The organism is Herbidospora mongoliensis, assembly GCF_001570545.1.
GTDB lineage: Bacteria > Actinomycetota > Actinomycetes > Streptosporangiales > Streptosporangiaceae > Herbidospora > Herbidospora mongoliensis.
The window spans coordinates 61225-85383 of record NZ_BBXD01000024.1; the positions used below are offsets into that span (position 1 = coordinate 61225).

The 24159-nt window shown below is 71.2% G+C and carries 19 protein-coding genes; 6 read left to right on the plus strand and 13 right to left on the minus strand.

Annotated features, from left to right (window positions below; genetic code table 11):
- Window positions 1-102 precede the first annotated feature (102 nt).
- Window positions 103-459, plus strand: coding sequence for a hypothetical protein (locus AW272_RS34875; protein WP_066374178.1), 357 nt, complete (start codon window positions 103-105; stop codon window positions 457-459).
- On the opposite strand, the gene AW272_RS34880 is transcribed toward AW272_RS34875, so the two are convergent.
- From AW272_RS34880 to AW272_RS45795, 4 genes are read right to left on the minus strand one after another with little or no spacing between them, the layout of a single operon-like run.
- Window positions 377-1315, minus strand: a complete 939-nt coding sequence (locus AW272_RS34880; protein WP_245657879.1) for a YihY/virulence factor BrkB family protein — start codon at window positions 1313-1315, stop codon at window positions 377-379. The two genes, AW272_RS34875 and AW272_RS34880, sit on opposite strands and share 83 nt — an antisense overlap.
- Before the next feature lie 47 nt (window positions 1316-1362).
- Window positions 1363-1632 (minus strand): DUF2087 domain-containing protein, encoded by a 270-nt coding sequence (locus AW272_RS34885; protein ID WP_066374186.1) that lies wholly within the window; start codon window positions 1630-1632, stop codon window positions 1363-1365.
- A 25-nt stretch (window positions 1633-1657) separates the two neighbouring features.
- Window positions 1658-7753, minus strand: a complete 6096-nt coding sequence (locus tag AW272_RS34890) for an RHS repeat-associated core domain-containing protein (RefSeq protein WP_066374188.1) — start codon at window positions 7751-7753, stop codon at window positions 1658-1660.
- Window positions 7750-10410 carry a LamG domain-containing protein gene (locus AW272_RS45795; protein ID WP_066374193.1) on the minus strand — a complete coding sequence of 887 codons (2661 nt, stop codon included), beginning with the start codon at window positions 10408-10410 and terminating at the stop codon, window positions 7750-7752. Before AW272_RS45795 ends, AW272_RS34890 begins: the two co-directional genes overlap by 4 nt.
- A gap of 161 nt (window positions 10411-10571) precedes the next feature.
- On the opposite strand from AW272_RS45795, the gene AW272_RS34900 reads away from it, so the two are divergent.
- Entirely contained in the window at window positions 10572-13616 is a 3045-nt protein-coding gene (locus AW272_RS34900) for an AfsR/SARP family transcriptional regulator (RefSeq protein WP_066374194.1), read from the plus strand.
- 28 nt (window positions 13617-13644) lie between these two features.
- Here the strand turns inward: AW272_RS34900 and AW272_RS34905 are convergent, their stop codons facing one another.
- The 7 genes from AW272_RS34905 to AW272_RS34925 form a co-directional block, all read right to left on the minus strand.
- A complete protein-coding gene (locus tag AW272_RS34905) occupies window positions 13645-13839 on the minus strand; it encodes a hypothetical protein (protein ID WP_066374199.1) in 195 nt (64 codons plus the stop codon).
- A 106-nt stretch (window positions 13840-13945) separates the two neighbouring features.
- Window positions 13946-14095 carry a hypothetical protein gene (locus AW272_RS42750; RefSeq protein ID WP_157519063.1) on the minus strand — a complete coding sequence of 50 codons (150 nt, stop codon included), beginning with the start codon at window positions 14093-14095 and terminating at the stop codon, window positions 13946-13948.
- Between the two features lie 19 nt (window positions 14096-14114).
- A complete protein-coding gene (locus tag AW272_RS34910) occupies window positions 14115-14297 on the minus strand; it encodes a hypothetical protein (protein WP_157519065.1) in 183 nt (60 codons plus the stop codon).
- Between the two features lie 2 nt (window positions 14298-14299).
- Window positions 14300-14536 carry a hypothetical protein gene (locus tag AW272_RS34915; protein ID WP_157519067.1) on the minus strand — a complete coding sequence of 79 codons (237 nt, stop codon included), beginning with the start codon at window positions 14534-14536 and terminating at the stop codon, window positions 14300-14302.
- A 68-nt stretch (window positions 14537-14604) separates the two neighbouring features.
- Window positions 14605-14730: a hypothetical protein gene (locus AW272_RS45800; RefSeq protein WP_275527339.1), complete on the minus strand. Its 126-nt coding sequence runs from the start codon at window positions 14728-14730 to the stop codon at window positions 14605-14607.
- Window positions 14731-14804: 74 nt separating this feature from the next.
- Window positions 14805-15164 carry a hypothetical protein gene (locus AW272_RS34920; protein WP_066374204.1) on the minus strand — a complete coding sequence of 120 codons (360 nt, stop codon included), beginning with the start codon at window positions 15162-15164 and terminating at the stop codon, window positions 14805-14807.
- A 75-nt stretch (window positions 15165-15239) separates the two neighbouring features.
- Entirely contained in the window at window positions 15240-16094 is an 855-nt protein-coding gene (locus tag AW272_RS34925; RefSeq protein WP_066374206.1) for a DUF6119 family protein, read from the minus strand.
- Window positions 16095-16203: 109 nt separating this feature from the next.
- On the opposite strand from AW272_RS34925, the gene AW272_RS34930 reads away from it, so the two are divergent.
- Genes AW272_RS34930 through AW272_RS34945 form a run of 4 tightly spaced genes read left to right on the plus strand, consistent with a single transcriptional unit; the run spans window position 16204 to window position 20766 of the window.
- Window positions 16204-16953, plus strand: coding sequence for a hypothetical protein (locus AW272_RS34930; RefSeq protein WP_245657888.1), 750 nt, complete (start codon window positions 16204-16206; stop codon window positions 16951-16953).
- The gene (locus tag AW272_RS34935; RefSeq protein ID WP_066374207.1) at window positions 16950-18023 is read left to right on the plus strand and encodes a hypothetical protein; all 1074 of its coding nucleotides are present in this window, start codon (window positions 16950-16952) and stop codon (window positions 18021-18023) included. Before AW272_RS34930 ends, AW272_RS34935 begins: the two co-directional genes overlap by 4 nt.
- The gene (locus AW272_RS34940) at window positions 18020-19477 is read left to right on the plus strand and encodes a hypothetical protein (protein ID WP_066374208.1); all 1458 of its coding nucleotides are present in this window, start codon (window positions 18020-18022) and stop codon (window positions 19475-19477) included. The genes AW272_RS34935 and AW272_RS34940 overlap by 4 nt, the downstream gene beginning before the upstream one ends.
- Window positions 19474-20766 (plus strand): AAA domain-containing protein, encoded by a 1293-nt coding sequence (locus tag AW272_RS34945; RefSeq protein WP_245657880.1) that lies wholly within the window; start codon window positions 19474-19476, stop codon window positions 20764-20766. The genes AW272_RS34940 and AW272_RS34945 overlap by 4 nt, the downstream gene beginning before the upstream one ends.
- Here the strand turns inward: AW272_RS34945 and AW272_RS34950 are convergent.
- Together AW272_RS34950 and AW272_RS34955 are read right to left on the minus strand one after the other, a co-directional pair.
- The gene (locus AW272_RS34950) at window positions 20754-21623 is read right to left on the minus strand and encodes an FAD binding domain-containing protein (RefSeq protein WP_066374210.1); all 870 of its coding nucleotides are present in this window, start codon (window positions 21621-21623) and stop codon (window positions 20754-20756) included. The two genes, AW272_RS34945 and AW272_RS34950, sit on opposite strands and share 13 nt — an antisense overlap.
- A complete protein-coding gene (locus AW272_RS34955) occupies window positions 21620-24136 on the minus strand; it encodes a molybdopterin-dependent oxidoreductase (RefSeq protein WP_066374212.1) in 2517 nt (838 codons plus the stop codon). The genes AW272_RS34950 and AW272_RS34955 overlap by 4 nt, the downstream gene beginning before the upstream one ends.
- Window positions 24137-24159: the final 23 nt, after the last annotated feature.

Consider the following 24159-nt stretch of genomic DNA (forward strand, 5'->3'; position numbering starts at 1 on the left):
AGCGGGCCGGGGGGAGCGTGAGGGGGCGGAGCCCCCTGACAGCGGGGGGTTCGGGGGGTCGTCCCTCCGTATACATCCCTGACCTGGGTATATGTTCAAATCATGTATGACGACGGTCTGGTGGCCTGTACGGACGCCGAGCTGATCATCAAGCGTTATTACCTCTGGGGTGGCGACAAGCGCATCTCCCTGAGGGCGATCCGGGCGGTCAACGCGGTCCCGCTGCCCAACGGGTCGTGGCGGCTGTGGGGTACTGGAGACTTCGTGCACTGGTACAACCTCGACCGCGACCGGCCCTCGCGCCGGGTGGCGCTGTGGGTGGACGTCGGGGCCCGGATCGTCCCGGCGGTCACTCCGCGTGACCCCCGGCGGTTGATCACGGAGTTGGCCTCACGAGGGATCCGGACGAATCGGGCTGGGGTTGTGCAGCGTGGCCAGAACTGGATGCGGCTGGCCTGACCCGCCAGCCTTTGGTGAGGTCGACCACGGTGCCGTGGGTGCTGGTGGCGGCGTGGGCGGCGGCGTACAGGATCAGGACGTTCATGAGCTTCAGGAACAGCAGCATGCCGACCGCGCCGGCCACCACCGTGTAGGCCGGGTTCGACGAGCTCAGGTTGAAGTAGATCTGCCCGGCCGTCTTCAGCACCTCCAGCCCCACCGTGATGATCAGTGCGGGGCCGATCACCCGCCGCGGCGACAGGCGCAGCCTGGGCGCCAGTGTCAGCAGGGCCGCCGACAGCAGCAGGTTGACCAGGAAACCCAGGGCGAACGCGACGACCTGGAGCGCGAATCTGGCCGACGGCGCGTCGGGGCCGACCGTGTGGCCGGTCACCCACAGCAGTGCCGACTGCGCGCCGAACGACAGCGCCAGCGACGCCGCGAGCAGCACGCCGAGCGCCGTCAGCACGCCCAGGTCGATGAGCCAGCGAAGGAGGAACCGGCCCGGATATTCGTTGAGGCCCCACACGGCGCGGCTGCACGAGCGCATCGAGTCGACCCAGAACAGGCCGGTCAACGGAAGGCCGAACATGGCGATCCACCCCGCCGTGTCGCGGGCGTCGCGCAGCGCCGCGACGTCGAGGCGGGGGAAGGTGTCGGCCAGGTAGCCCGCGACCTGAGCCAGCGCGCCGGGGGTGTCGAAGACGTGGCCCATGACCACGAAGGCGAGCAGGCCCAGCGCGAAGATCGCGAAGAAGGCGTAGTAGGTCATGCCCGCCGACAGGCGGCCACCGTCGGCCTGGTCGAACCGCACGACCGCGCGGACATGGTGGTCGATCCAGGGATGGCGAAGGCGGAATCCGCTCCATCCGCTCACCCGCATGGCCCCTTATTACCCGAGAAACGCCGATCCAGACAGCGGTTTCAAACGGTGCCGCCGCTGCGCCAGTAGACGCCGTCCTCCCTGGACAGCAAGTCATTATCGATCAGGTAGCGGCGCAGCGCGGCATAGTCGTCGAAGAACCCGGCGAGGATCTGGTTGACCTCCTTCTCCGGGTAGCGCACACCGATCTCGAACGACTGGGAGACGCGGTCGAGGACCGCCAGGCGCACCGCGTGTTTCGCGGGCATCTGCACCAGGCGGCCCCCGACCAGGAACCTCTCTATGACTTCTGGGGTGATCTCGGCACTCATGCCTCGATCGTAGGACGGCTCCCGGCTACCACATGAACTGCGGGGGGATGCGGAACCGCCGGGGCGGGGTCGTCACCGTCCGGACCACGGCCGGGACGAAGACCTCCCGCTCGTGGCAGATGCGGTAGCCCTTGCAGACCTCGTTGTAGCCGTTCTCGACGTTCATCGCGGTGCCCCAGGTATCCCACGCGCGGTCCCGGGCGCGGGCCCGTGCCTGTGCGGCCAGTGCGCGTTCCCGGTCCTTCTGGGCCTGGATCATCTTGAGGCGGTTCTGGTAGAGCCGCTCGGCTTCGACATCGATGTTCATGCCGGGTTTGGCGTGCCCCATGACGGCCTCGTCGATCGTGATGTCCTGTCTCCTGGCCTGGATCTTGGCGTCGGCCTCTCTGATCGCCTTCTTCGCCGCGTTCTTGGCCGGGCCGTTGGCCAGCACCTTGCCGAAGGGCACGAGCCCGGCCGCGCCCACGGCGCAGTCGACCTTCTTCCCCTCCCTGCACGACTTCACCGTGTCGATGACGCCGGTCACCGTGGAGACCGCGCCGAGCACCACCGCGAACGGCTGGCCGCCGGGGATCATCGCGGCGGCCATCGCCGCGTATCCGGTGACCGCGGAGATCTTGCCGGAGTGTTCCACGACGAAACTGCCGGCGCTCTTGATCGTCCTGATCTGGTGGGTGACCGCGGTGACGGCGACCGCCTTGGCGACGTTGGTGACCTTGTCCATCCACTTCGGCTTGCTGATACCGAACAGCAGGCCGTCGGGGTCGGTGAAGGTCAGCGGGTTGCCGTTGGAGTAGCTGTAGCCGTGCATCTGCTGCGGGTCGAGGGGATCGATGACCGGGTCGACGCTGATGAAGGCGCCGAGCAGCGGATCGTAGTCACGGGCCCCGATGTTGACCAGGCCCGTGGGATCGTTCGTGCCGCCGACGAAGCCCTTCTCCCCCGACCAGAAAGCCGGATTGGCGCCGCGCTGGGCACCGAAGGGGAGGCTGCGCTTGCGGGTGGCCGACAGGTCCGCGGCCTTGATCATGGCCTCGGCGGTGTTGTGGTGGTCCTGGGCCAGCCAGGCCAGCCCGGTGAGGCCGGTCCCGGTCCGCACCGCGACGGTGTCGTCGCCCTGCGTGTAGTAGCGGATGCCGGTCACCGTGGTGCCGACCGCTTTCACCTCCTGACCGTGGGGCAGGTAGGCGGTGATGGCGCCGGGTTCCTTGCGGATCAGGCGGGCGCCCTCGGAGTCGTACAGGTAGGAGGTGGTCTGGCCGTTCTGGACGGTGCTGGCCAGGTCGCCCTCGGGGTCCCAGGTGAGGGTGGTGGCGGCGCCGTTGACGGTCCGGCTGTTCATGTTGCCGGCCTGGTCGTAGGCGTAGGTGTCGGAACCGCCGGTGGACTTGTCGATCCGGGTGACGGTGTGCGGTTTGGTGCCCGCGGCGCCGCCCTGGGCGGGCTGGACGAAGTCGCGGATGGTCGTGGTGGTGGCGGTGCGCCAGGTCTCGGTGTCCCGGCTGCCGGTGGTCGTGTAGGCGTAGCTGTGCCAGTAGGGCGCCGGGCCGCCGAGTCCGGCGGCCGAGCGGGTGGCCGGGTTGCAGTCGCCGTTGGCTGGGGTCCAGGCCTCGGTCATCCGGCGCAGGTGGTCGTTGGTGAAGCACTGGTGGTCGGCCGCCTGGCCGCCGTTGGGCCGGTCACTGACCTTGGTTACCGAGCCCATCTGGTCGTACTCGTAGTTGAAGTTGACCGTCTGGTTCTTCAGCTCCGGAGTCGTCGAGCTGGTCACCAGGCGGCCGGTCGACTCGTCGTAGGTGTCGGTCTGCCAGACGCGCTTGTCGTCCTGACCGAGGATGCGCTGGATGCGCCCGCCGATCTGGTTGTAGACGGTGTCGTTGACGTAGATCTGCGAACCGCTCTTGACGTACGACGGCTTGCCGACCGCGTTGTAGCCGTACTCGAGCTTCTCCTCGGGCAGGTTCCCCGCGGCGGGGAGGGTCAGCGTCGCGAGCTGGCCGTCCTGCTTGAAGGTGGTCTTGTACTCGTAGGTCTTGGCCAGCGCGCCGGTCTCGGCGGGCAGGGTGACCGTCATGCCGGTGGCGTAGCCGCCCGCGTCGTAGCCGGTGACCAGAGTCGGATACTGGGCGGTGCCGTTGTGCCTGATCGAACCGGTGGGCTTGCCGAGGCCGCCGGGGGCGGTGTCGTAGAGCCACTCCGCGCGCAACGGCCCGGTGGTGGAGCCCTCGCGCAGGCCGGTCTTGCGGCCCAGCGGATCGTAGGTGTACGCGAGGACGGCGCCCCGCGCGTCCTTGACGCTGGTGAGCTGCCCGGTCAGGTCGAAGGTCTGCTCGCTGACGCCCTTGTCGGGGTCCTCCAGCCTGACCTTGTTGCCGCGCACGTCGTAAATGTTGCGCCAGACGTTCCCGGCCTGGTCGGTGATGGTCGCCAGGTCGCCCTTGTCGGTGTAGGTGTAGAGGGTCCGGTCGAAGGTGGCCGCCGTGAACGAGTGGAACTGGCGCAGTTCGACGGTCCGGCCCCTGCCGTCCTGGACGGTCTCCGTCTTGGTCCCGCCGATCGGCGGCGTGACGACCGTGCCGGTCCCGGTGTAGGCCGTCGTGGTCGCCCACTTGGTCACGCCGTAGGCCTTGAACTCGGCCTTCGTGATCCGGCCCGCCCCGTCGTAGGTGTTCTGGGTGACCGAGGGGATCGCCTTGGTCGGCACCGCGATGGCCTCACCCGGCCCGGCGGTGTCGTGGTAGTAGGGCTCCGACGACCAGGCGGCCAGGCCGCGCGAGTCGTAGACGGTGTCGGCGATGACCCTGCCCCCGCCGACGGCCTGGCTCTGCGCCTGGCGCTGGCGCAGCAACGCGTCGAACAGCACGGTGGAGGTCTGGTAGCGGCCAGTGCCGTCCGGGAGCAGCTTCTTCGTCGTGGTCACGGAGGGCGCGTTGTTGCGCACCTTGTAGTCGTAGAGGATGTTGGCGGCCGCGCTCTTGGGCCGGCCCGGCAGCCAGATCTTCGTGAGTCGGCCAGCGCCGTCATACTCCAGCTCGGTCTTGCGCCCGGCCGCGTCGGTGATGGTCGTCGGCACCGGCCAGGCCGCCTCCATGAGCTGGGAGGCCGTGTGGTTGAGCGCGTTGGTCGTCTTCACCTCGGTGACCGGGCCGGCCTTGTCCGGGACGTACGTGGTCTTGGTCGTCCGGTTCAGCGCGTCGGTGGCCGAGGTGGCCCGGCCGTTGGCGTCGTAGGTCGTGGAGGTGACGGCGAACCACTGGGGCGTGGTGCCGCTCCAGCCCTTGAGCTCCTCCTCCTTGACCACCAGGCCGCGGGTCGGCGCGGTGCCGAGCGCCTTGGCCGGGTCGTCGTAGTAGTTGCGCTCCATCATGATCACGTCGCCGGGGACGGCGGGGGTGACCGAGCAGGCGACGCCGTACTGGTCGGTCTGCAGCACCTTGTCCTTGATCCACAGCCCGCCGTTGTGCACGTAGGACGTCTTCGTGCACAGGTCGTCGGTGGCCGTGGTCTCGTCGCCGAGGTCGCTGACCTCGGTCGGCAGGTTCTCGGCGTTGACCTTGGTCAGCACCTTGGTCCACTGGGTCCGGCCGTCGGCGAGCCGAGTGCGGGTGAGCTGCACCGGCGTGTGCACCATGTACGCCTTGAGCGACCCCGACGCGCCGGTCTGGGTGAAGCCGGGCTCGGTGAGCTTCCCGGTGATCCACTGGCCGCCGACGCCGTCGAAGGTAGTCTGCTCGCGGAGCTGGCCCTGGTAGGCGTCGTGGTCCTCGATGCGCTTGGAGTGGGCGTCACCGGTACCGTCGAGGCTGTCCTTCACCCAGACGTCGCGGACCTTGTCGTCGGGCTGTTTGTCGCCGTCCATGCCCCGGAAGTAGCGGTACTCGGACACCGTCTGCGGCCCGGTCTCCAGGCCGTTCCTGACCCGGACGTGGCCGTAGCCGCGCCACTGGCCCCAGGTGCGCTTCTTCTCCTCGACGAGCTCGCTGTCGTCGTACTTCCACATCGGGGCGTCGATGTAGTCGTAATTGGTCTGCTCGTGGGTGAAGCCGCCGCCGTTGTCGTACAGGTCGATGCGCTTGACCACGTACTTGTTGAACCAGTCGAGGGTCGGATCGGTGCCGTCCTGCGTCGCCCACTGCGGGAAGCAGCGCTTGCCGTTGGAGTGGACCTGCGGCAGGGAGCTGCGGGTGCAGTCGCTCGCCAGGTAGGTGACGCCGATCTGGGCGCCGGTCTCGGTGGTGATCGACACGATGCGGAAGCGGTTGAGCGCGGTCCGGCCGTCGTCGCCGCCGTCGACCCGGTTGGGGAACGGGTCCGCGCCGGGCGAGAACGTCACCGCCGGGTCGGTGATCGTCGTGCCGCCCTTGATGCCCGACCCGGAGTGGGTGATCGAGTCGAGCCACATCGGCACGCCCTCGTTCTGGCTGACCCCCGCGTTCAGCCACGAGTGCCGCAGCGTCCACGACTCGACGGTGCGGAAGCCGCTGCCGTCGCGCACCTGGGCGCGCACCACGGCCAGTCGCTTCTGGGTCCAGAAGGTGGGCGACATCTGCTCGGTGCACTTGTCGCGGCAGTACTGGTCCCATGGCACGTCCGGCCACGACGCCGCGACCGCCTTGCCGCCCGAGTCGAAGCAGGTCGACCCCGGCAGGCAGCGGTCGGCGACCTCGAACGCGATCCGCGTGGAGGCGGTCGACTGGTCGGTGCGGGTGCCGTAGTCGATCGTGGTCAGGTAGCCGCCGCGGTCGTAGGTCTGACGCTTGTCGGCGTCGAACTCGCGGCCGTAGGCGCCGGTCTCCTTGCCGTAGTTCAGCGTCATCGTGTTGCCGTGGGTGTCGACGACGTAGTCGAGGTTCCAGCGCCAGGCCTGGGTCTCGCGGCTGCCGGCGAAGTCACCGGACTCGTAGCCGGGGTCGCTGGGGTGGTTGCCGTACACCTGGGTGGTCCAGGCCGAGTCGGTGCGGCGCCCGAAGAAGTACTGGGTGCCGTCGATCGTGGTGACCTTCCAGTGCTCGCCGTTGTAGACGCCGTTGGAGGCGTCCGGGAGCAGTTCGACGCGGGAGCCGTCGTCGCCGGTGCCCTTCCACTTGCCGCCGCCCAGGTCGATCAGCTCGGTCGAGCTGCCGTTCAGGCTCATGGTGGCGTTGGGCTTCCACCAGCACTGGTCGCCGGTCTTCTTGTCCTTGTTGTTGGGGTCCTTGCCGCCGACGGCCTTGGTGTCGTCGAGACAGCTCTTGTACGTCCGCTCGATGAAGCCGGTCCACATGTCCCAGCCGTCGCCGATCCAGGATCCCTGCCCGTTCTGGCCCGAGGTCTTGCCGTCGACCGCCTGCGACGAGTAGGCGAAGGCCAGCGAGGGGGCCGGGCCGCCGACGGCGGGCGGGCTCTTGATCGGGTACTTCCACGAGAAGGCGCCGGTCTGCTGCGACACCTGCCACGTCGAGGCCGGGGTCAGCGACGTCGCCTTGTAGTCGCCGTTCGGCCCCGCCGGGGCGGCCGCGGCCGCCAGGAGCGCGGGCGCCCCGGCCGCCGGGAGGGCGACATCGGCCGTCAGGGTCTGCGTCGTGGAGCTGTTCTTCGAGACCACGGGCACGGCGGCGTCGAGGCCGCAGCCCGTCACGCCGGGGGTGGTCAGGGCGCACGCCGGCAGTTGGACGAGCCGCAGGCGGCTGGCCCAGTCACCGCCGAAGGCGCCGGCGAACGCGGAGTAGTCGAGGCTGACGCCGACCGTGCCGGTCGACTTCTGGCCGTCGCTGCGGGTCACCGCCATCATGACGCCGCTGATCCCAGCGGTCTCGGCGGCGGCGCGGCCGTACACGCGGACCCCGACCTTCCCCACCGAGGCCGCCGCCGCGACCGTGACCGGCTGGCCGGCGATCGCGCGGGCGCCGGGGGTGATCTGGGCGGCGGTGTCGGCCGGCCAGGCGATCGTGGACGGGCTCTTGATCCGGGGCGGCTGGGCGGTGGCGACGACCGTGCGTCGGGTGTTGTCCTCGACCGGGACCGGCGTGACGTCGACGGGGACCGGGGCCTCCCAGTCGGCGAGGGCGTTGGCGGTCCCCCCGCTGACGATTCCGGCCCCCGACAGGACGAGGGCGATCAGTAACGCGGCCGGCTTCCTCATCCCTTGGCTCCGTCCGTGACGATCTCACTCTGGGTCAGTGCCTTCTGGTACGCCGCCACCCGGTCGACCGCGCCGTTCCAGTACTGCGTGAGCACGCCGCCGGCCTTGGCCCGGCCGACCGACCAGCCCTGGGTCGCCGACCACGTGGAGGTGAAGGGCACCTGGTCGGTGTCCTCCCAGTTCAGGCCGTTGACGTACAGGCGCAGGCGGGTGCCGTCGTAGACGCCGGCCAGGTGGGTCCAGCCGGTGCCGACGGCCTCGGTGGAGCAGGCCTTGGTCTCGGCGCCGTCGTCGGCGGCGTACATCGAGAAGCACCAGCCCTCGGCGCGGTGGCCGAGCCGGAAGCCCGAGCCGCTGGGCCCGTGGGCGGAGACGGCGGTGGCCGGGCCGCTCGCGGTGGCGGAGTCCAGCTTCACCAGGGCGGTCACCGTGAAGGGGATCTTGGTGTCGACGACCGGCTGGAGGGAGGCCCAGGCCGAGGCGCCGTCCAGGACGACCGCGCTCCCGCCGTTCTTGCCGGCGGTACGGACGATCGAGCCGACCTTGTGGTCGAGATTGATCCCGGCGGGGTCGGAGGCGGCGGTGTTGCCGCTCGTCTCGTTGAAGCCCCATCCGATGGCCTTGGCGGGGACGGGGCGGACCAGGAACTCATACGTGAACGGGCTGCCGGCGACGTTGCCGGCCGCGTCGGCGGCGCGGGCGGTGAGCAGGTTGACGCCGTCGCGGTCGGGCGTCATCGGCCCGGTCCAGACGTCGCCGGTCGTGTTGACCCAGCCCTTGTTGACGCCGTTGAGGGTCAGCTCGAAGCGGTTCGCGCCGGAGGCGCCGATCGCGAACGTGCCGGCCTGACCGGCGGCGCCGTTCCAGGTGCCCTCGGTGGCGGCGGGATAGTCCGCCGAGGTCACGCTCACGTTGGTGGGCGCGGTGGTGTCGACGGTGAAGTCGAACCAGCCACCCCAGCCGCCGCAGACGTAGGCGTCACACCCCCGGACCCGCCAGGAGTAGGCCCCTTCTGCCAGCGTGGGCGTCACCTTCCACGGTGCGGCCTGGCCCGAGGCGCGGTTGGAGACCGCCGTGCCGGACGCGGCCTTGCGGGTGGTGCGGGCGCGGTCGTACACCTCGAACTCGACCCGGGCGAGGGTGCCACCGTTGGGGTCGGCGGCGACGGCCCGCAGCGTGGGCGTGCCCGAGCGCACCCAGGCGCACGAGATGCCGCAGTCGGTGGTGATGGTCAGCGCGGTCGGCACCGACGGGGTGTGGTTGTACGTGATGATCAGCGCCACCGAGCCCGGGATGAAGTTGCTCCACCCCATGTCGTCGCCCTCGTTCGCGGAGATGAGCGCGAACGTGGTCTGCGACGCGCGGGCGGTGGCCTGGCTCTGCATCCGGCCTTCCAGCACCCGGGCGGTGCCGTCGTCGTACACCTTCTTCTGGTCGCCCGAGGGGCAGCTCGACTCGTTGGCGTCGAACTTCTCGGTGCCGATGGTCTGCACGTTGCCGCTGCTGGTGCTGTTCCAGGTCGCGGTGTTCATCGCGGAGATGTTGTTGCGGAACAGCAGGTTGGTGCTGGCGCCCGCGCAGTTGGCGACGTGGTCGGCGGTCACCGCGAATTCGGCGGCCTGGATCGTCGCGCCGGCCAGCTGGGCGGTGTCGAAGCGCATGTAGGCCCGCCACTTGCACGAGGTGTTCCACTGGCGGCCGACCCGGAGCTCGGACCGGTAGCTGGTGTAGAAGCTCGTGCCGGGTGAGCAGCTGTTCGTGTGGGTCCAGTTGCCGCCCATGCTGGGCTTGCTGAACGCCGGGTCGATGTAGATCGGGAAGGTCGCGTCGGACGCGGTCAGCAGGGCCTGGTCGGGCACCACGACCAGTTCGTGCGCGGCCACCTCGACGTCCATCTCGGCGGTACGGCCGGGCGCGGTGTCGGCGCCCTCGTCACCGGCGCCGTCGGCGTCCCACATGAGCGCCGAGCCCGACTCGAACAGGACGTTCCCGGCGGCGTCGACGACCTCCAGGGCCGACTCGTTCTCGCGGATCGACGCCCCGCCGGACGCCTCCAGGGGGAACGCGATCCGCTTGAGTTCGGACAGGGCGGCGGCGGCCGGGGTGTTCACCACGAGGAACTGCGAGAAGCCGTCGGGTTCGGCCCGCAACCGCAGGTCGACGTCGGGCAGCACGTCGGCGTAGGTCGCCGTGTCGCCGCTCAGGGTGGGCGTGGGCAGGGTCCAGGGCGACTTGATCCTCACCACGGCGGAACCCTCGGTGAGGGTCACCATCGGGTCGGCACCGCCGGTGGAGAAGCGCACGTTGGCCGAGGTCGCCACCGGGGTCACGCCGCCGGACAGGCGAAGGTCCGTGTCGACGTCGGTCCAGACGCCGTTCTTGACGACCTGGGTGGGGAAGAGCGAGGTGACGGACTCCAGCGAGCCGTCGGGCTGGGCGAAGACCTGGCTGGTCTCGGTGCGCTCCGAGAGCACCTCGACGGGGTTGCCGCACTGAGCGGCCAGGCCGGCCGCGCCGAACTGGTCGTCGACGGCCGCCACGCATTGCGGACCGCCCGGAATCGGGACGGGAACGGCGGTCGCCGGAGCGGGCAGCGCCACGACGGTCGTGAGGGAGATTAGGACGGCTAACGAGGCCGCCCGGGAACGGGACACCACGATGTCTCCTCAGGTAAGGCTGGGGCTGAGGCACACCATGAGGCACCGGCGTATTTTTGCCGTATAACGCGATATACGGTGATCCGTTAATGGATAGGGCACATAGCACGATCGCCCGGTAGGGTGCTTGTCACTCCCGAAGATCACCCCCGAAGGTGGCGATGAGGCTTCGCGTTCTCGGTCCGCTCGAAATCACGGTCGACGGCGCGTCCGTGCCGCTGCGGTCGGAGAAGCAGCGGCTCCTGCTGGCCCTGCTGATCGGCAACGCCAACGCCCCCACGGCGGGCTCACGCCTGATCGGCGCGCTGTGGGAGGAACCGCCCGCGTCCGCGCACGAGAACCTCCGGCTGTACGTCTACCATCTGCGCAAGGCCCTGGGAGACCGGGACCGGGTGGTCCGGCATCCGTCCGGTTACGCCCTCTCCGTCGGCGCCGGCGAGCTCGACGCGGCCGACTTCGAGGCGCTCACGGCCGAAGGCGCCCGCGCGATGAACGGCGGCGACCCGACCACCGGACGCCGGCTGCTGGCCAGGGCGCTGGAACTGTGGCGGGGCCCGGCGTACGGCAACCTCGCCGACCACCCCGCCATCTGGCCCGCCGCGACCCGTCTCGAAGAGGCCCGCTTGCGCGCGGCCGAGTTACGGATCACCGCCGACCTGACGCTGGGCCGCCACGAGGATCTCATCGGCGAGCTCACCGGCCTGGTCGCCGAACACCCGACCCGCGAACGGCTGCGGGCCCATCTCATGCTGGCGCTGCACCGCGCCGGACGGCGGGCCGAGGCCCTGGAGACCTTCCGCGAGGGGCGGCGCGTCCTCATCGGCGAACTCGGGCTGGAGCCCGGCGCCGAACTGCGCGCCCTGCACGAGGAGATCCTGCGCGGCGACTCCGGGGTGCCCGCGCCGCGCCCGGCCGAGCCGAAGACCAGCCCGAACCTGTTCCCCACCCCGGCGCAGCTCCCCCACGACGTCGCCGACTTCGTCGGCCGGGCCGACGAGCTCACCGAACTCGACCGGCTCCTGGACCTGCGCCGCCGTCAGGGGGTCCCGGCCTTCCTCGGGCTCACCGGGATGGGCGGCGTCGGCAAGACCGGGCTCGCGGTCCACTGGGCCCACCGCGTGGCCGGCCGGTTCACCGACGGTCAGCTCTACGTCGACCTGCGCGGCTACGCCGAGGACGCCGAACCGCTGGCGCCCCGGCAGGTGGTCGACCGGTTCCTGCGGGCGCTCGGCGTGCCGGGCAGCCGGATCCCCGACGACGTCGACGAGCGCGCCGGGCTGCTGCGCAGCGTGCTGTCGCGGCGGCGGGTCCTGCTCGTGCTCGACAACGCGCGCGACGCCGGGCAGGTCCGGCCGCTGCTGCCCGGCAGCCCCGGGTGCGCGGTCATGGTGACCAGCCGCGACGGCCTCGACGGGCTGGTCGCCCAGGAGCGCGCCGACATCCTGCGCGTCGACACCCTCGGCGACCGGGAGGGGGTGGCCGTGCTGGCCGGGCTCGCTGGTGGCGCGGTCGACCCGGCCGACCCCGAGCTGGCCCGGCTGAGCGAGCTGTGCGGCGGGCTGCCGCTGGCGCTGCGCATCGCGGGCGCGCGGCTGGCCGGGCGCAGCCGCCTGACCGCCGGCGTCCTGGCCGGTCACCTGACCGACGAGCGGAACCGGCTCAGCGAGCTCAGCCACGGCGGGGTGCGGGTGCGGGCCAACTTCGGGCTCAGCTACCGCGACCTCGACCCGGCGGCGGCGACCCTGTTCCGGCGGCTCAGCCTGCTCGGCGTGCCCGACTTCGGCGAATGGGCTGGCGGACCGCTGCTCGGCATCGCCCGCGAGCCGCTCGGCGAGCTGTTCGAGCAGCTCGTCGCCGCCCAGCTCCTCGAAGTCGTGGCGCAGGAGCACGCCGGCGGGGTGCGCTACCGCTTCCACGACCTGGTCCGGCTGTTCGCCCGCGAACGCGCGCTGGAGGAGGACGACGAGAGCGCCCGCGCCGAGGCGATGGCCCGGTCGCTCGGCACCTGGCTGGCGCTGGCGCAGGAGGCCCACCGCCGCGAATACGGCGGCGACTTCGCCGTGTTGCGCGGCGGCACGCCTCGCCGCCTGCCCGATCCCGCGCTGGCCGACGCGCTGCTGGGCGAGCCGATCGAGTGGCTGGCCGCCGAGCGGGCCGGTCTCGTGTCGGCCGTCTCGCAGGCCGCCGACCTGGGGCTGGCGTCGCTGGCCTGGGAGCTGGCGATGACGTGCGTGACGCTGTTCGAGGCCCGCAGCCTGTTCGACGACTGGCGCTCCACCCACGAGATCGCGCTCGCCGCCGCCCACGCCGCGGGCGACCGGCTCGGCGAGGCCGCGATGGTGTACGGACTGGGCAGCCTGGCCCTCTTCCGGCAGGAGTACGCCTCGGCGGCCGAACAGCTCGAAGACGCCTCGGCCCGCTTCGAGGCGATCGATTCGGACCACGGCGTGGGGCTGACGCTGCGCAACCTCGCCCTGCTCGACCGCATCACGGGCACGCCGGAACGCGCCCACCACCGCTACAAGGAGGCCGCCGACCTGCTCGGAGAGGCCGGCGACCGGGCCGCCCAGGCCCACGCGGGCATCGGGCTCGCCCAGATCAAACTGGAGGAGGGCGTGTTCGCCGAGGCCGAGGCGCTGCTGCGCGACTCGCTGCGCACCTTCGAGGACATCGGCAACCGGCGCGGCCAGGCGCAGGCGCTGTTCCGGCTCGGCGACGCCTACGTCCGGCAGGAGCAACCGGCCCCCGCCCGTGACTCCTTCGCCGCCGCGCTGCCGCTGGTGCGCGCCATCGGCGACCTCGTCGGCGAGGCCTACCTGCTACGCGGCCTCGGTCAGGCCCAGCTCGCCGCCGGGGAGCGCACCGACGCCGAGACGTCGATGAAGGCCGCCGTCGCCGCCGCGCAACGGGTCGGCGACCAGTTCGCCGAGGCCAGCGCCTCACTCGGACTCGGCCGCCTGTACGAGTCCGGCGACGACCTCGGCGCCGCGGTGCCCCATCTCGAACGTTCGGTGACATTGTTCGCCGAGATGGACAACACCACCTGGCGGGCCCGCGCAATGGACGCCCTCGCCATCACCCTCCGCAGAGTGGGTGACGACGAGGCCGCGCGGGCCCTGTGGGAGCGGGCCTGCTCCCTGCTCGACGGCCTCGACTCCCCCGAGGCCGCGAGACAGGCGGCGGAACTCAGGTCCCGCCTCGAGTAGACCCCTCACATCCATCGGCCGCAGGTGGTCACCCCATCGGCTTGTTGCCCCAGTGCATGTTCTCTCCGGGCCGCTCCTTGACGTGGTCGAGCGGCACGCACCACTCGTACCGGTCGCAACCGGCCGGCGGCGGCAGACCCGCTGCCGCCGGCGCGCTCAGGCCCACGAGCGCACCGGCGGTCAGCGCGAAGGCGGCGAGAACTGCTTTCGTGCTCTTCCTCATGGTCACTCCCCCGTGCGAGACGCGCCCCAGAATCACACGGCTCCGTATATCGGGCGTATAGCGAAGGCGCGAGACGCGGATGGCCGAGCGACTCCGCCCCGAGTGATCACTCGACGCACTCTCCGTTGCCCCAGTGCATGTTCTCGGGGCACGTGTTGAAGTGCCACGGCGCCGCCGAGGCCGGTGCGCCTGCTGTCGTCAGCGCGCCGATGGTCAGCGTGAAGGCGATCAGGGCAGCTTTCAGGCTCTTGTTCATCGTGGTTCCCTGGTCACTTTCAGCCGGTGGGGTGGTTGCCCCAGTGCATGTTCTCGTCGGGCGCGTCGACGCAGGTATCGGTGTACTCCTCACAGGTGGGCGGAACGGGCACCTTCGGCAGCGCGAACGCGGGCGAGGCGGCGCCCCCGAGCGCGCCCACAGTCAGCGCCGCGACGACCAGCGCCTTCGTGCGCCGCTTCACCTTCACTCGTCGCCCCCGTCCGCATCGCCGTCGATGTCGTTGCCGCATTCGGGGTTGCCCCAGTGCATGTTGTCCCCGCACACAATGGGGTTTGTCGGGTATTTGGTGGGATCGTCGAAGCGGATGCCGATGATGGTGCCGTCGGACGGTCCGAGGGCCGCAGCGGGCGCGCTGAGTGCCCCCAGAGCACCGACCGTCAACGCGAAGATGGTCAGGCCCGCTTTTGCTCTTTCCTTCATGGTGGTCCCCCGTCAGAGGTGAGAGGCCAGAGTGGCACGACGGCGTATAACCGGCGTATATCCACTCGTCAGTCCACCGCGATGTGGCCGGCCAGAACCCCGTTCACATCCTCCGGAGCGGCGGCCCAGCCGCCGACTCCCGCCACGAGGGCCAGAGCGATTGAGGCGATGATCGCCTTTGTACGACTCCGCATACCAACCTCCGGGTTGATGGTGGAAAAGCAGAGTCGCACACCCACGTATAAGCGACGTATACGCGGAGGTCAGATCAGGTGGGGCCAATCCACCCAGCGGTCTGCACCTTGGTCGGCCCCATCCACCCGGCCGTCTGCGCCTTCGTCGGGCCGATCCACGCGGCGGGCTGAACCTTCGTCGGGCCGACCCAGGCGGGCTTCGCGGCGCTGCCCGGACCAACCCAGGCAGACTTCGTGACGCTACCCGGGCCCACCCAGGCCGCGAGCTTCGCGCTCCCCGGCCCCACCCAGGCCGCGAGCTTGGCGCTGCCCGGACCGACCCAGGCCTGGATCTTGCCGATCGACCAGTGCATGTCGGCGGTCGCCGCGGTGGCGCCCAGGCCCCCGATGACCAGAGCGGCAGCGGCGACGAGGTTCTTGGTATGGTTTCGCATGTTTACTCCCCGTTTGCGTTCTTCGGTGTGACCTCAGAATTACACTCGGGCGTATACTCTGCGTATATTGCCTGATTACGGGCGGTGTACGGAAATTTCGACATCCACCCCGAGCGAGCCGAGCTCCCGTGCGGCCTCCGCGAGCGACAGCCGGACCAGGGGGAAGATCCGTTCCGGCGGCACCGGTGTGGCCGTGAGCAGTGCGAACACCATAGACGACGGCCGGAACCTGGTGCCGACCTTCCGGCGGCCGAGGCTCGCCGACTCGACCTGACCGGCGAACCGGGCCCGCGTCTCCCGCGAGGTCGCCAGGGAACGGGCCGACGCCAGCGCCCCCCGCACGGTGAAGCCGAGGTCGGCGACCGTGGTGACGTGGACCAGGTCGCCCGTCTCGGTGAGCAGGTCGCCGAACTCGCCGCCGAGAGGGAGCAGGCCGGGGTGGAGGTTCCCGGCGTTGCCCGCGTAGGAGGCGGGCGAGTCGCCGGGCAGCCAGGCGGGCAGGTCGGGCCGGGTCCCGAAGAGAGGGCGGATCTCGTCGAGGGCGGCGGCCAGCGCGGCGGGGTCGAGTTCACGCCAGTCGCCGTCGACCAGCGCCCAGCGGTCGTCCACGACCGCCTGGAGCCAGGCCGGCACCCGCGCTCCCCCGATGTCCTTCGGGCCGGCGTACATGCGGATGATCCCCGACCGGAGCGCGGCCACCCGCCGGCCCTCGGGCTGGAGGAGGGCGCGCTCCAGCAGGTAGGCGACGTCGACGGTGTCGCGGAAGCCCGCCACGCTGCCCACCTTGACGCGGAAGCGGTCTGCCCGGGGCAGGGCGGCACGGCAGGCCGGCGGCACGACGACCTGCCAGGACACGTCGGTCACTCCCATGGATGTGTCGAGGCGGGCGTCGAGTTCGGCCCGGGGTAAGGGCGGCTGGCAGCGGCTCATGGGTTCTCTCTCTTCTCGCGGGTCACAGCCGTGAACATAATGCTGGAATTTACTGGAAGCAACTGGAATAGCTTGGCTTTCCGTGGGGGCGCTGTTAAGGTGCGGAAACGTGGATCTGGACGGGCTGGAAGCACAGATGGGGAAACTGAGGACGGCCATCCGGCAAGCCACGGCGGCCGGTCGGCACGCCGAGGCGCGGGCGCTACGGGCCCGGTTGCGGGAGGCCGAACGTCAGTGGGACACCGGGGTCGAGCAACCCTCGGCCCAGCCCCCGCTGGTTCCGGTCCGCGAACAGGTCCACCGGGCGCTGACCCTGCTCGGCGCCCCGACCGCCGCGAAGATGATCGTCGCGGTCGACGAGTCGTTCTTCGGCGGCCAGATGGCCAACACCCAGCTCACCAGCCTCCGGCGGGACGAGGAGAAGTCCTACCGATCGGCGCCCGGCGCCCGGCCCTACTACCTGTGCGCGGCGCTGACCTCCGAACTTCTGTCACCGGCACGCGGTTTACTGGCGCTCAGCACATGGGAGCTGCCGCAGCGGATCATCGGGCCGCTGAGCCCCCGCACCGACTTCCTCACCTCGGCCATCCGGCTCGCCGAACACCTGATGCGGCTCGAGAGCGCCTCGACGGGGGCGTTCCGGCTGCTGGGGCAGCTGGCGCAGAACATCCCGGGGGGCGGCGACGGCTTCGGGCCGGCCGATCCGGCCAAGGTGATCGCCGCGGCGGGGGCGGAGCTGGCCGTACACCAGGAGAGGGATCAGATGGACAGGCGCGAGGCGGCCGCGCGGGCGGCCGACCGGCTCAAGCCGGTCGAGCGGCTCTTCGGTACCGGGCTGAAGTCGGTGAGGTCGGCGTGAACCGCCTCGACGGGATCCGGGGCGGGACCCCGGGCCAGGACCACAACGCGCGCAGCATCGCGGCGCTGGCGGCGAACCCGGCGTGCGACCGGCGGGCGATCCTCGACGCGGCGGCGATCGACAAGCCGCTGCTGATGAAGCGGCTGCGGTTCGACGACCGGTGGGGTCAGTCGCCCTTCGCGATCCAGCGCAACCAGCAGTTCACCGACCTGGTGAAGGCCAACGGCGCGGCCCACCTGCTGCGGCTGCTGCGTGAACTGCTCGACCTGCCGATCGAGGAGGCCGGTTACGTCAACCTCGAAGACGTCGGCGGCCACGAGGGCCACCTCGCGCGCCACGGGCACACCCGCCGGGTCATCAAGCAGACCGCCGAGGGCCTGGGCCGGGCGACGATCCTCGACCGGCCGCTGCTGCGGCTCGACGTCGCGGGCGCGCAGGTCTATCTGGAGCCCGACGTCATCGCGTTCCAGCTCGGCGGGATGTTCCACATCGTGGCGATCAAGTCGTTCGCGATCCTCGACGACCAGGCCGACACCCCGAAGGTGTCGGCGGCGGCACGCGAGGCGGCGGTCTACGTCCACGCCCTGCGCGACGTGGTCGGCCGCGACCTCGTCTCCCACGACGTGATCCTGGTCTGCCCGAAAGACTTCACCAACGCGCCGACGGCGACCACGGTCGACGTGCGCCACCAGCTCGTCACGCTGGCCCGCCAGCTCTCGCGGCTGACGCGGATCGACGCGCTCCTCGACCGGCTGCCCGAGGGGTTCAGCCTCGACCTCGAGACCCTGTCGTCAGGCGAGATCGAGGCGGCGGTCGCCGCCATCCCGGCCCGCTACGCGCCGCAGTGCCTGTCGGCCTGCGAGCTGTCGCATCTGTGCCGCAAAGAGGCACACCTCAACGAGCAGGTCGACGCGCTGGGCCGGATCGTCCGCGACGACCTGGGCGGCATCGAGTCGGTGACGACCGCGCTGCGGGTCGCGACGCCCGGTGAGCCGGTGGCCGACGACCAGGCGGAGATCGCCGAGCGGCTCCGCCACGTCGCGCGCATCTACGACGAGGCGGTCGCGTGAGCCTGCTCCACTCCTACGTGAAGGTGCGGGCGCGGGAACGGGGCCGGGCGCTGCCGCGCGCGACCGTGCGGCACATCCATCTGGCCGAGGCGCCGATGGTGTTCGTGCCGCTCCGGCTGGCCGGTGAGGCCGCCGCGCCGCTGGCGGCGATGGTCGGCACCGACCCGCTCCACCCCACGCTGCTCGTGGTGCCGCAGCCGCGCAACCGCGACCTGCGGTTCCAGTTCCTCGCCGACCTGGGGGCGGTGCTGCTGCCGTACATCGACCGGATTTCCCGGCAGGTCGAGACGGTCGAGGCGAAGACCCCGTTCGACCGGTGCCTCGACGCGCCGCAGATCGTGGTGCCGAGCGCGGGCGGGGTGGAGTTCACCGCCAAACTGGGGCGTTCCTCCCGGTTCCGGCGCACGACCGGCCCTTACGCGGTCGAGCCCGCGGTGCCGATGCTGGGCCGGTGGCTGACGTTCCTGGCCGAGCAGAGCGAGTTCGCCGGGTCGTCGCTGATGGTGGCGATGACCGACCTGCTGACCGCCCACTGGGTGACCGGCCAGAGCGCGCCCGAAGACGGCGACCTGGCCGCGCTGCTCGGCTGGATCGACCCGCCCGACGGCATGACCGGGCCCGAGGCGGCGGCGCTGGCCGACGATCCGCTGACCCCGCCCGCCGGGCCCGACACGCACCCGGAGTTCGACCGGCAGGAGCTCCAGAAGGCGATCGAGCACTACGACGTGACCGGTTCGACCGACCAGGTCGAGCAGGCGCTGCACGGACAGCTCCGCCCGACCTGGGACCGCATGTGGCAGGCGATCGGCCTGCTCGCGGCGCTCAAGGAGTCGCCCGGCGCGACCGCCCGCTGGGAGCGCGACCGCGTCCACGTCGCGATGCACCGCGCCTGGATCGACGGCGGCGGCCTCCCGCAGGGCAAGCGCGACAGCGCGGTCGCGGCGGCCAAGCGGCTGGCCAGGCTGGAGGCGGCGCAGCAGTCGTTCGAGGCGACGCGCGCCTTCGACGACCCCCTCGTCATGGCCGAATACCGGGCCGACGGGGTGGCCTTCGCGGGCGAGGTGGTGGCGGTCGACCTGACCCGCCGCATCGTGCCCCCCGGCGGGAAGCGCGAGGTCCCGCGTCCCCTGGTGACCATCGAAACTTCCGATCCGGTACGTCTTGGGCGCGGCAAGAAGGTCAGGTCGCCCTCGCGTCCACGCCAGTCGGCGACGATCACCGCGATTTCCGAGAAGATCATCACGGTCCAGATCGACGACGGCATGGGCCGGGGCGCTCAGCCCGCCGAAGGCAGCGTGCCGGGCGTCGGGACCGTGATCTGCTACACCGAACTCGACCCCGGCGAATCGCGCCGCGCGCCGCTGCCGCCGCGCGAGGAGACGCCGTGGACCCACGGCGGCCCGCCGCCGGAATACGTCCCGACCGACGACGACGCGATGGAGCCCTGGTCGTGAATCCCGCCGAGGCCGCCAGGGCGGCCACCGACACGATCCTGGCCGACTACACCAGTGCCTCCACACCCGGCCTGGTCGTCGACTCCCCGCCAGGCGCGGGCAAGACCACGCTGGTCGTCGAGACGACCGCCGCCATCGCCGCCAAGGGCGAGCGGCTGATGATCGTGGCCCAGACCAACGAGCAGGTCGACGACCTGGTCGACCGCCTCGCCCGGCGGTCACCCGAGCTGACGATCGGACGCCTGCACGCCGAGGGCTTCGACCCGCCGCAGCGGGTCCGCCGCCACGCCGCCGTGACCACCGGCAGCAAGATCGCCCAGGTGGACGCCTGCCAGGTCGTCACCGCCACCGCCGACAAGTGGGCCTACGTGGCCGACCGGAGCTGGCGGTGGGCGATCGTCGACGAGGCCTACCAGATGCGCTCGGACAAGCTCCTCGGGGTGGCCCGGCTGTTCGCCGACGGCCACGCCCTGTTCGTCGGCGATCCGGGCCAGCTCGACCCGTTCAGCGTGGTCGACAGCGAACGGTGGATGGGCCTGAAGTGGGACCCGCTGCAGAGCGCGGTCGCGGTGACGCAGCGCCTCAACGGACTGCGGACGCACCGGCTGCCGGTGTCGTGGCGGCTGCCCGCCAGCGCGGCCCCGATGGTGTCGGAGGCGTTCTACCCGGCGGGCGGCTTCACCGCAGGAACCGAGGCGGGCACCCGGGAGCTGGAACTGACCGTGCCGGGCATGCGCTCCGCCTGGGACCGGACGGTCGAGATCGCCGCCGCCACCGGATGGGCGCTGCACGAACTGCCCAACCGGCACACGGTCCGCACCGACCCCGAGGCCGCGCACGCCTGCGCGGAGATCGCCCGCCGGCTGGTCCAGCGCGGCGCGGTCGCCCACGACGAGCACGGCTCCCACCCGGTGACGCCCGACCGCATCGCGATCGGCTGCGCCCACAACGACCAGGTGGCCGCCGTCCGGCTGGCCGGGCCGCCCGAAGGCGTCACCGTCGACACGGCCAACCGGCTCCAGGGCCGCGAATACGACGTCACCATCGTGCTGCACCCGCTGTCGGGCCGGCGCGACGCGACGGCCTTCCACCTGGAGTCGGGGCGGCTGTGCGTGCTGACGTCACGGCACCGGCACGCGTGCGTCGTGGTGGCGCGGGCCGGGATCGCCGACCTGCTCGACCACCATCCGATGAGCCCCCGGGTGCAGCTCAACGTGCCGATCAAGTTCCCGGACGGCTGGGCCGCCAACCACGCGGTCCTGGCCCACCTGGAGAACTACAGGGCCTGAGTGAGGACGTCCCTGATCAGGGTCTCCGCCAACGGGATCTTGTAGGCGGTCTCCGGGAAGGCGGCGGTCCAGTCGAGACTCCGGGTGAAGAGCTCCTCCGACGGCGGTTGGCCGGTGAGCGCCTGTTCGACGCCTGCGAGCCGGAGCGGGACCGCCGCCACTCCCCCGACGGCCACCCCGGCCCGGATGATGACGCCGTCTCTGACGGTCAGATGAGCGACCGCCTCGGCCAGCGGCCATTCGGCCGAGGCGCGGCTGATCGCGCGCTTGTACCCGGCGCGTTCGCCTTCCACCGGGGGCGGGAGGGTGATCGCGGTGAGGAGCTCTCCGTCTTCGAGCAGGTGGTCGCGGGCGCCGTCGGAGTAGAGGTCGGCCACTCTGCGGCTGGGGCTTCGATCGACCTCGGCCACCGCGTCGTAGATCAGCATCGCCAGGGCCACCGACGACGGATGCGGCGCCACGCACGGGCCGACGTCGAGCACGACGGCGCGTTCGCCCGGGTTGTCGCGGGCGGGGCAGCCGGTGCCGCCGGTCTTCAGGCACTCGTAGTGCTCGTTGCGGTAGTAGCGGCAGCGGGTCTTCTGGAGCAGCACCCCGCCGACCGTGGCGGCCCGTCTGATCTGCGGGGTCGCGAGAGAGCCGGCCGTTTTCGACAGCGCCGGGTATGCCTTCGCCAGGACCGGATCGGTGGCGAGGGTGTCCACGGTGACCATCGCGCCGATGCGGAACCCGCCGTCGGGCGTGGGCTCGATCGACCGGAGGCCCTGGTCGTACAGATCAATGATGTGGCCTGTTGAGCGGCCTGACGCGCGGCGCTCCATCAGGTCGGTTCCGCCTGCGCGGTATTCGGCGGTCATCGGGGCATCCCTTCGAGCAGCCGGTCAGGGCGGATGGGCAGGTCGAGCGGGCGGAACCCGGTCGCGTTGAAGACCGCGTTGGCGACCGAGGCGGCGACGGAGATGGTGCAGACCTCGCCGAGGCCGATTCCGCCGCCGGGGACGTGGTCCCAGCCGTCTTCGTGGAAGTGGATGGTCATCTCGGGGGTGTCCTTGATGCCCGGGAGGCGGTAGTCCTCCAGGTTCGCCGACAGGACCACGCCGGTGCGCGGGTCGGTGATCCGCTCCTCGTAGAGGGCGTAGCCGATGCCCTGCACGATGCCCCCTTCGCACTGGTTCCGGGCGGTCTGCCGTGAGTAGACGGTGCCGACGGCGATGCCGCCCCAGACCTTGAGGACCCGCGTGTGCCCGAGCAGCGTGTCGACCTCGACTTCCGTCATATGGACGGCCCCAGCCAGCCCCCGGCCGATGCGCATATGGTCCATGGACACCGGCACCGCCGACCCGCCCTTGTCCTTGGGCCGCTGACCGACGACGGTGACGCCTTCGGCCTCGCTGACCGGCTTGCCGTCGAGGTGGTCGGCGAGCTTCCTGGCCGCGTCCCTGGCCGCCGGGCCCACCGAGGCGGTCGACCGGCTGCCACCTGCGACGGGACCGTGCGGCGCTCCCGAGTGGCCGAGTTCGACGACGATCTCGGCGTCGTCGAAGACGTCGCGGATCGCGTTGCGGATGACGGTCCTGACGCCGGTGCCGATGTCCTGGGTGGCGGTCCTGGCGACGATCCGGCCGTCGCGGACGGTGATCTCGATCTTGGTGTCGACGTCGGCGGTGTAGATCCAGTTGGCGGCGGCGACCCCGACGCCCCGCCGGAAGCGCCCGGTCTGGGCCCCGATCGGCCGCTCGCGCCACAGCGGCAGCTCTTCGGCGATCTCGTAGAGGGCGCGGCGGCGCAGGTTGCCGTCCCAGGTGCGGCGGAGTTTCAGCGGGTCGGCGCCGAGCCGGTGGGCGATCTCGTCGACGCCCTGCTCGACCGCCCACGCGAACGGCGGGCCGCCGGGGCCGCGGAACGGGCTGGCCGGAGGGGCGTTGCCGATGATGTCGCGGTCGCGGAAGTGGCGCGGGCCCCGGCCGTACATCATCAGGCCGAGGGTGGCGACCATCGAACCGGTGGAGACGCCGCCGTGCCCGGCGACGTCGAGCGAGATCGCGGCCAGGCCTCCGGTGGGGGTGCCGAGCATCCGCAGTTCGGTGCGGGTGCCGGGGCGGTAGCCGGTGTCGGTCAGTTCTTCAGCGCGGGACATCTCCACCTTCACCGGGTGGCCGGTCTTCCTGGACAGCTCGATGGCGGCCACGGCGTCGGTGCCGAGGGAGAGTTTGGCCCCGAACCCGCCGCCGACATGGCGGGCGATGACCTCGACCTTCGGCGGGCTCCAGCGTTTCGCCACGGCGGCCTTGATGTGCCCGAGCCCCTGGGTGGACGTGTAGAGCGTCAGCCCGTCGGCCCGCCAGTCGGCGACGGAGGCGTGCGGTTCGAGCGCGGTGTGCGACTGACCGGCGGTGGTGAACGTGGCGGCGAAGTAGCCGGGGGCGTTCCGTTCCCGCGCGGCGTCGAGCCGTTTCCTGGCGGTACGTCCGCGCCAGGCCGACGGATAGCCCGACCTGACGTTGCCCTTCCAGCGCGCCGGGAACCCCGCGCCTTCGGCGCTGGACGGGGCGTTCTTCCGCTCGTTCTGGTCGAAGATCACGGGGGCGTCAGGGCGCCGGGCCTCGTCAGGGTCGACGACCGAGGGCAGCGGCTCGTAGGAGATCTTCAGCGCATGAGCGATCTTCCGGGCTTCTTCGAGGGTGCCGGCCGCCACCGCCGCGATCGGCTGGCCGGTGTATCTGACGATGTCGCCTTCGAGGAGACGTACAGAATCTTCGGGCAGTTCGAAGGTGACCCGGGCGTGCGGCTGCGACGAGCGGACGATCGCCCCGTGCAGCATGTTCTCCAGCGTCACGTCGACCGTGTATTCGGCCGCGCCGGTGACCTTGTCGGGCGCCTCGACCCGGGCGGGGATCGGCTCCCGGTCGTCGAACGCGCCGGCGCACGCCTTCTGGACGGCGGTGAGGATGTTCTCGTAGGCCCCGCACCTGCACAGATGCCCGCTCAGCGCGTCGGCGACCTCCTCACGTGAGGGCACGCCCTCGCGGTCTTCGCGCCAGCGGTCGTGGAAGGCGGTGGCCTCCGTCACGAACCCGGGGGTGCAGAAGCCGCACTGGAGCGCGTCGAGTTCGACGAACGCCCGCTGCACGGGATGGTCGCCGCCGATCCCCTCGACCGTGGTGACCGAGGTTCCGTCGAGATGGGCGGCCGGCAGGAGACACGACACCTTCGGCTCGCCGTCGACGAGGATCGTGCAGGCCCCGCAGACCCCGGCGCCGCAGGAGACCTTGGTGCCGGTGGCGCCGAACGCCGTCCTGATCACCTCGGCCGCGGTGTCGTCGGGCGCGGGGTCGTGCTCGCGCGAACCGCCGTTGAACGTCAGGCGCATCTTCTCTCCTTTGACGGAGTGAA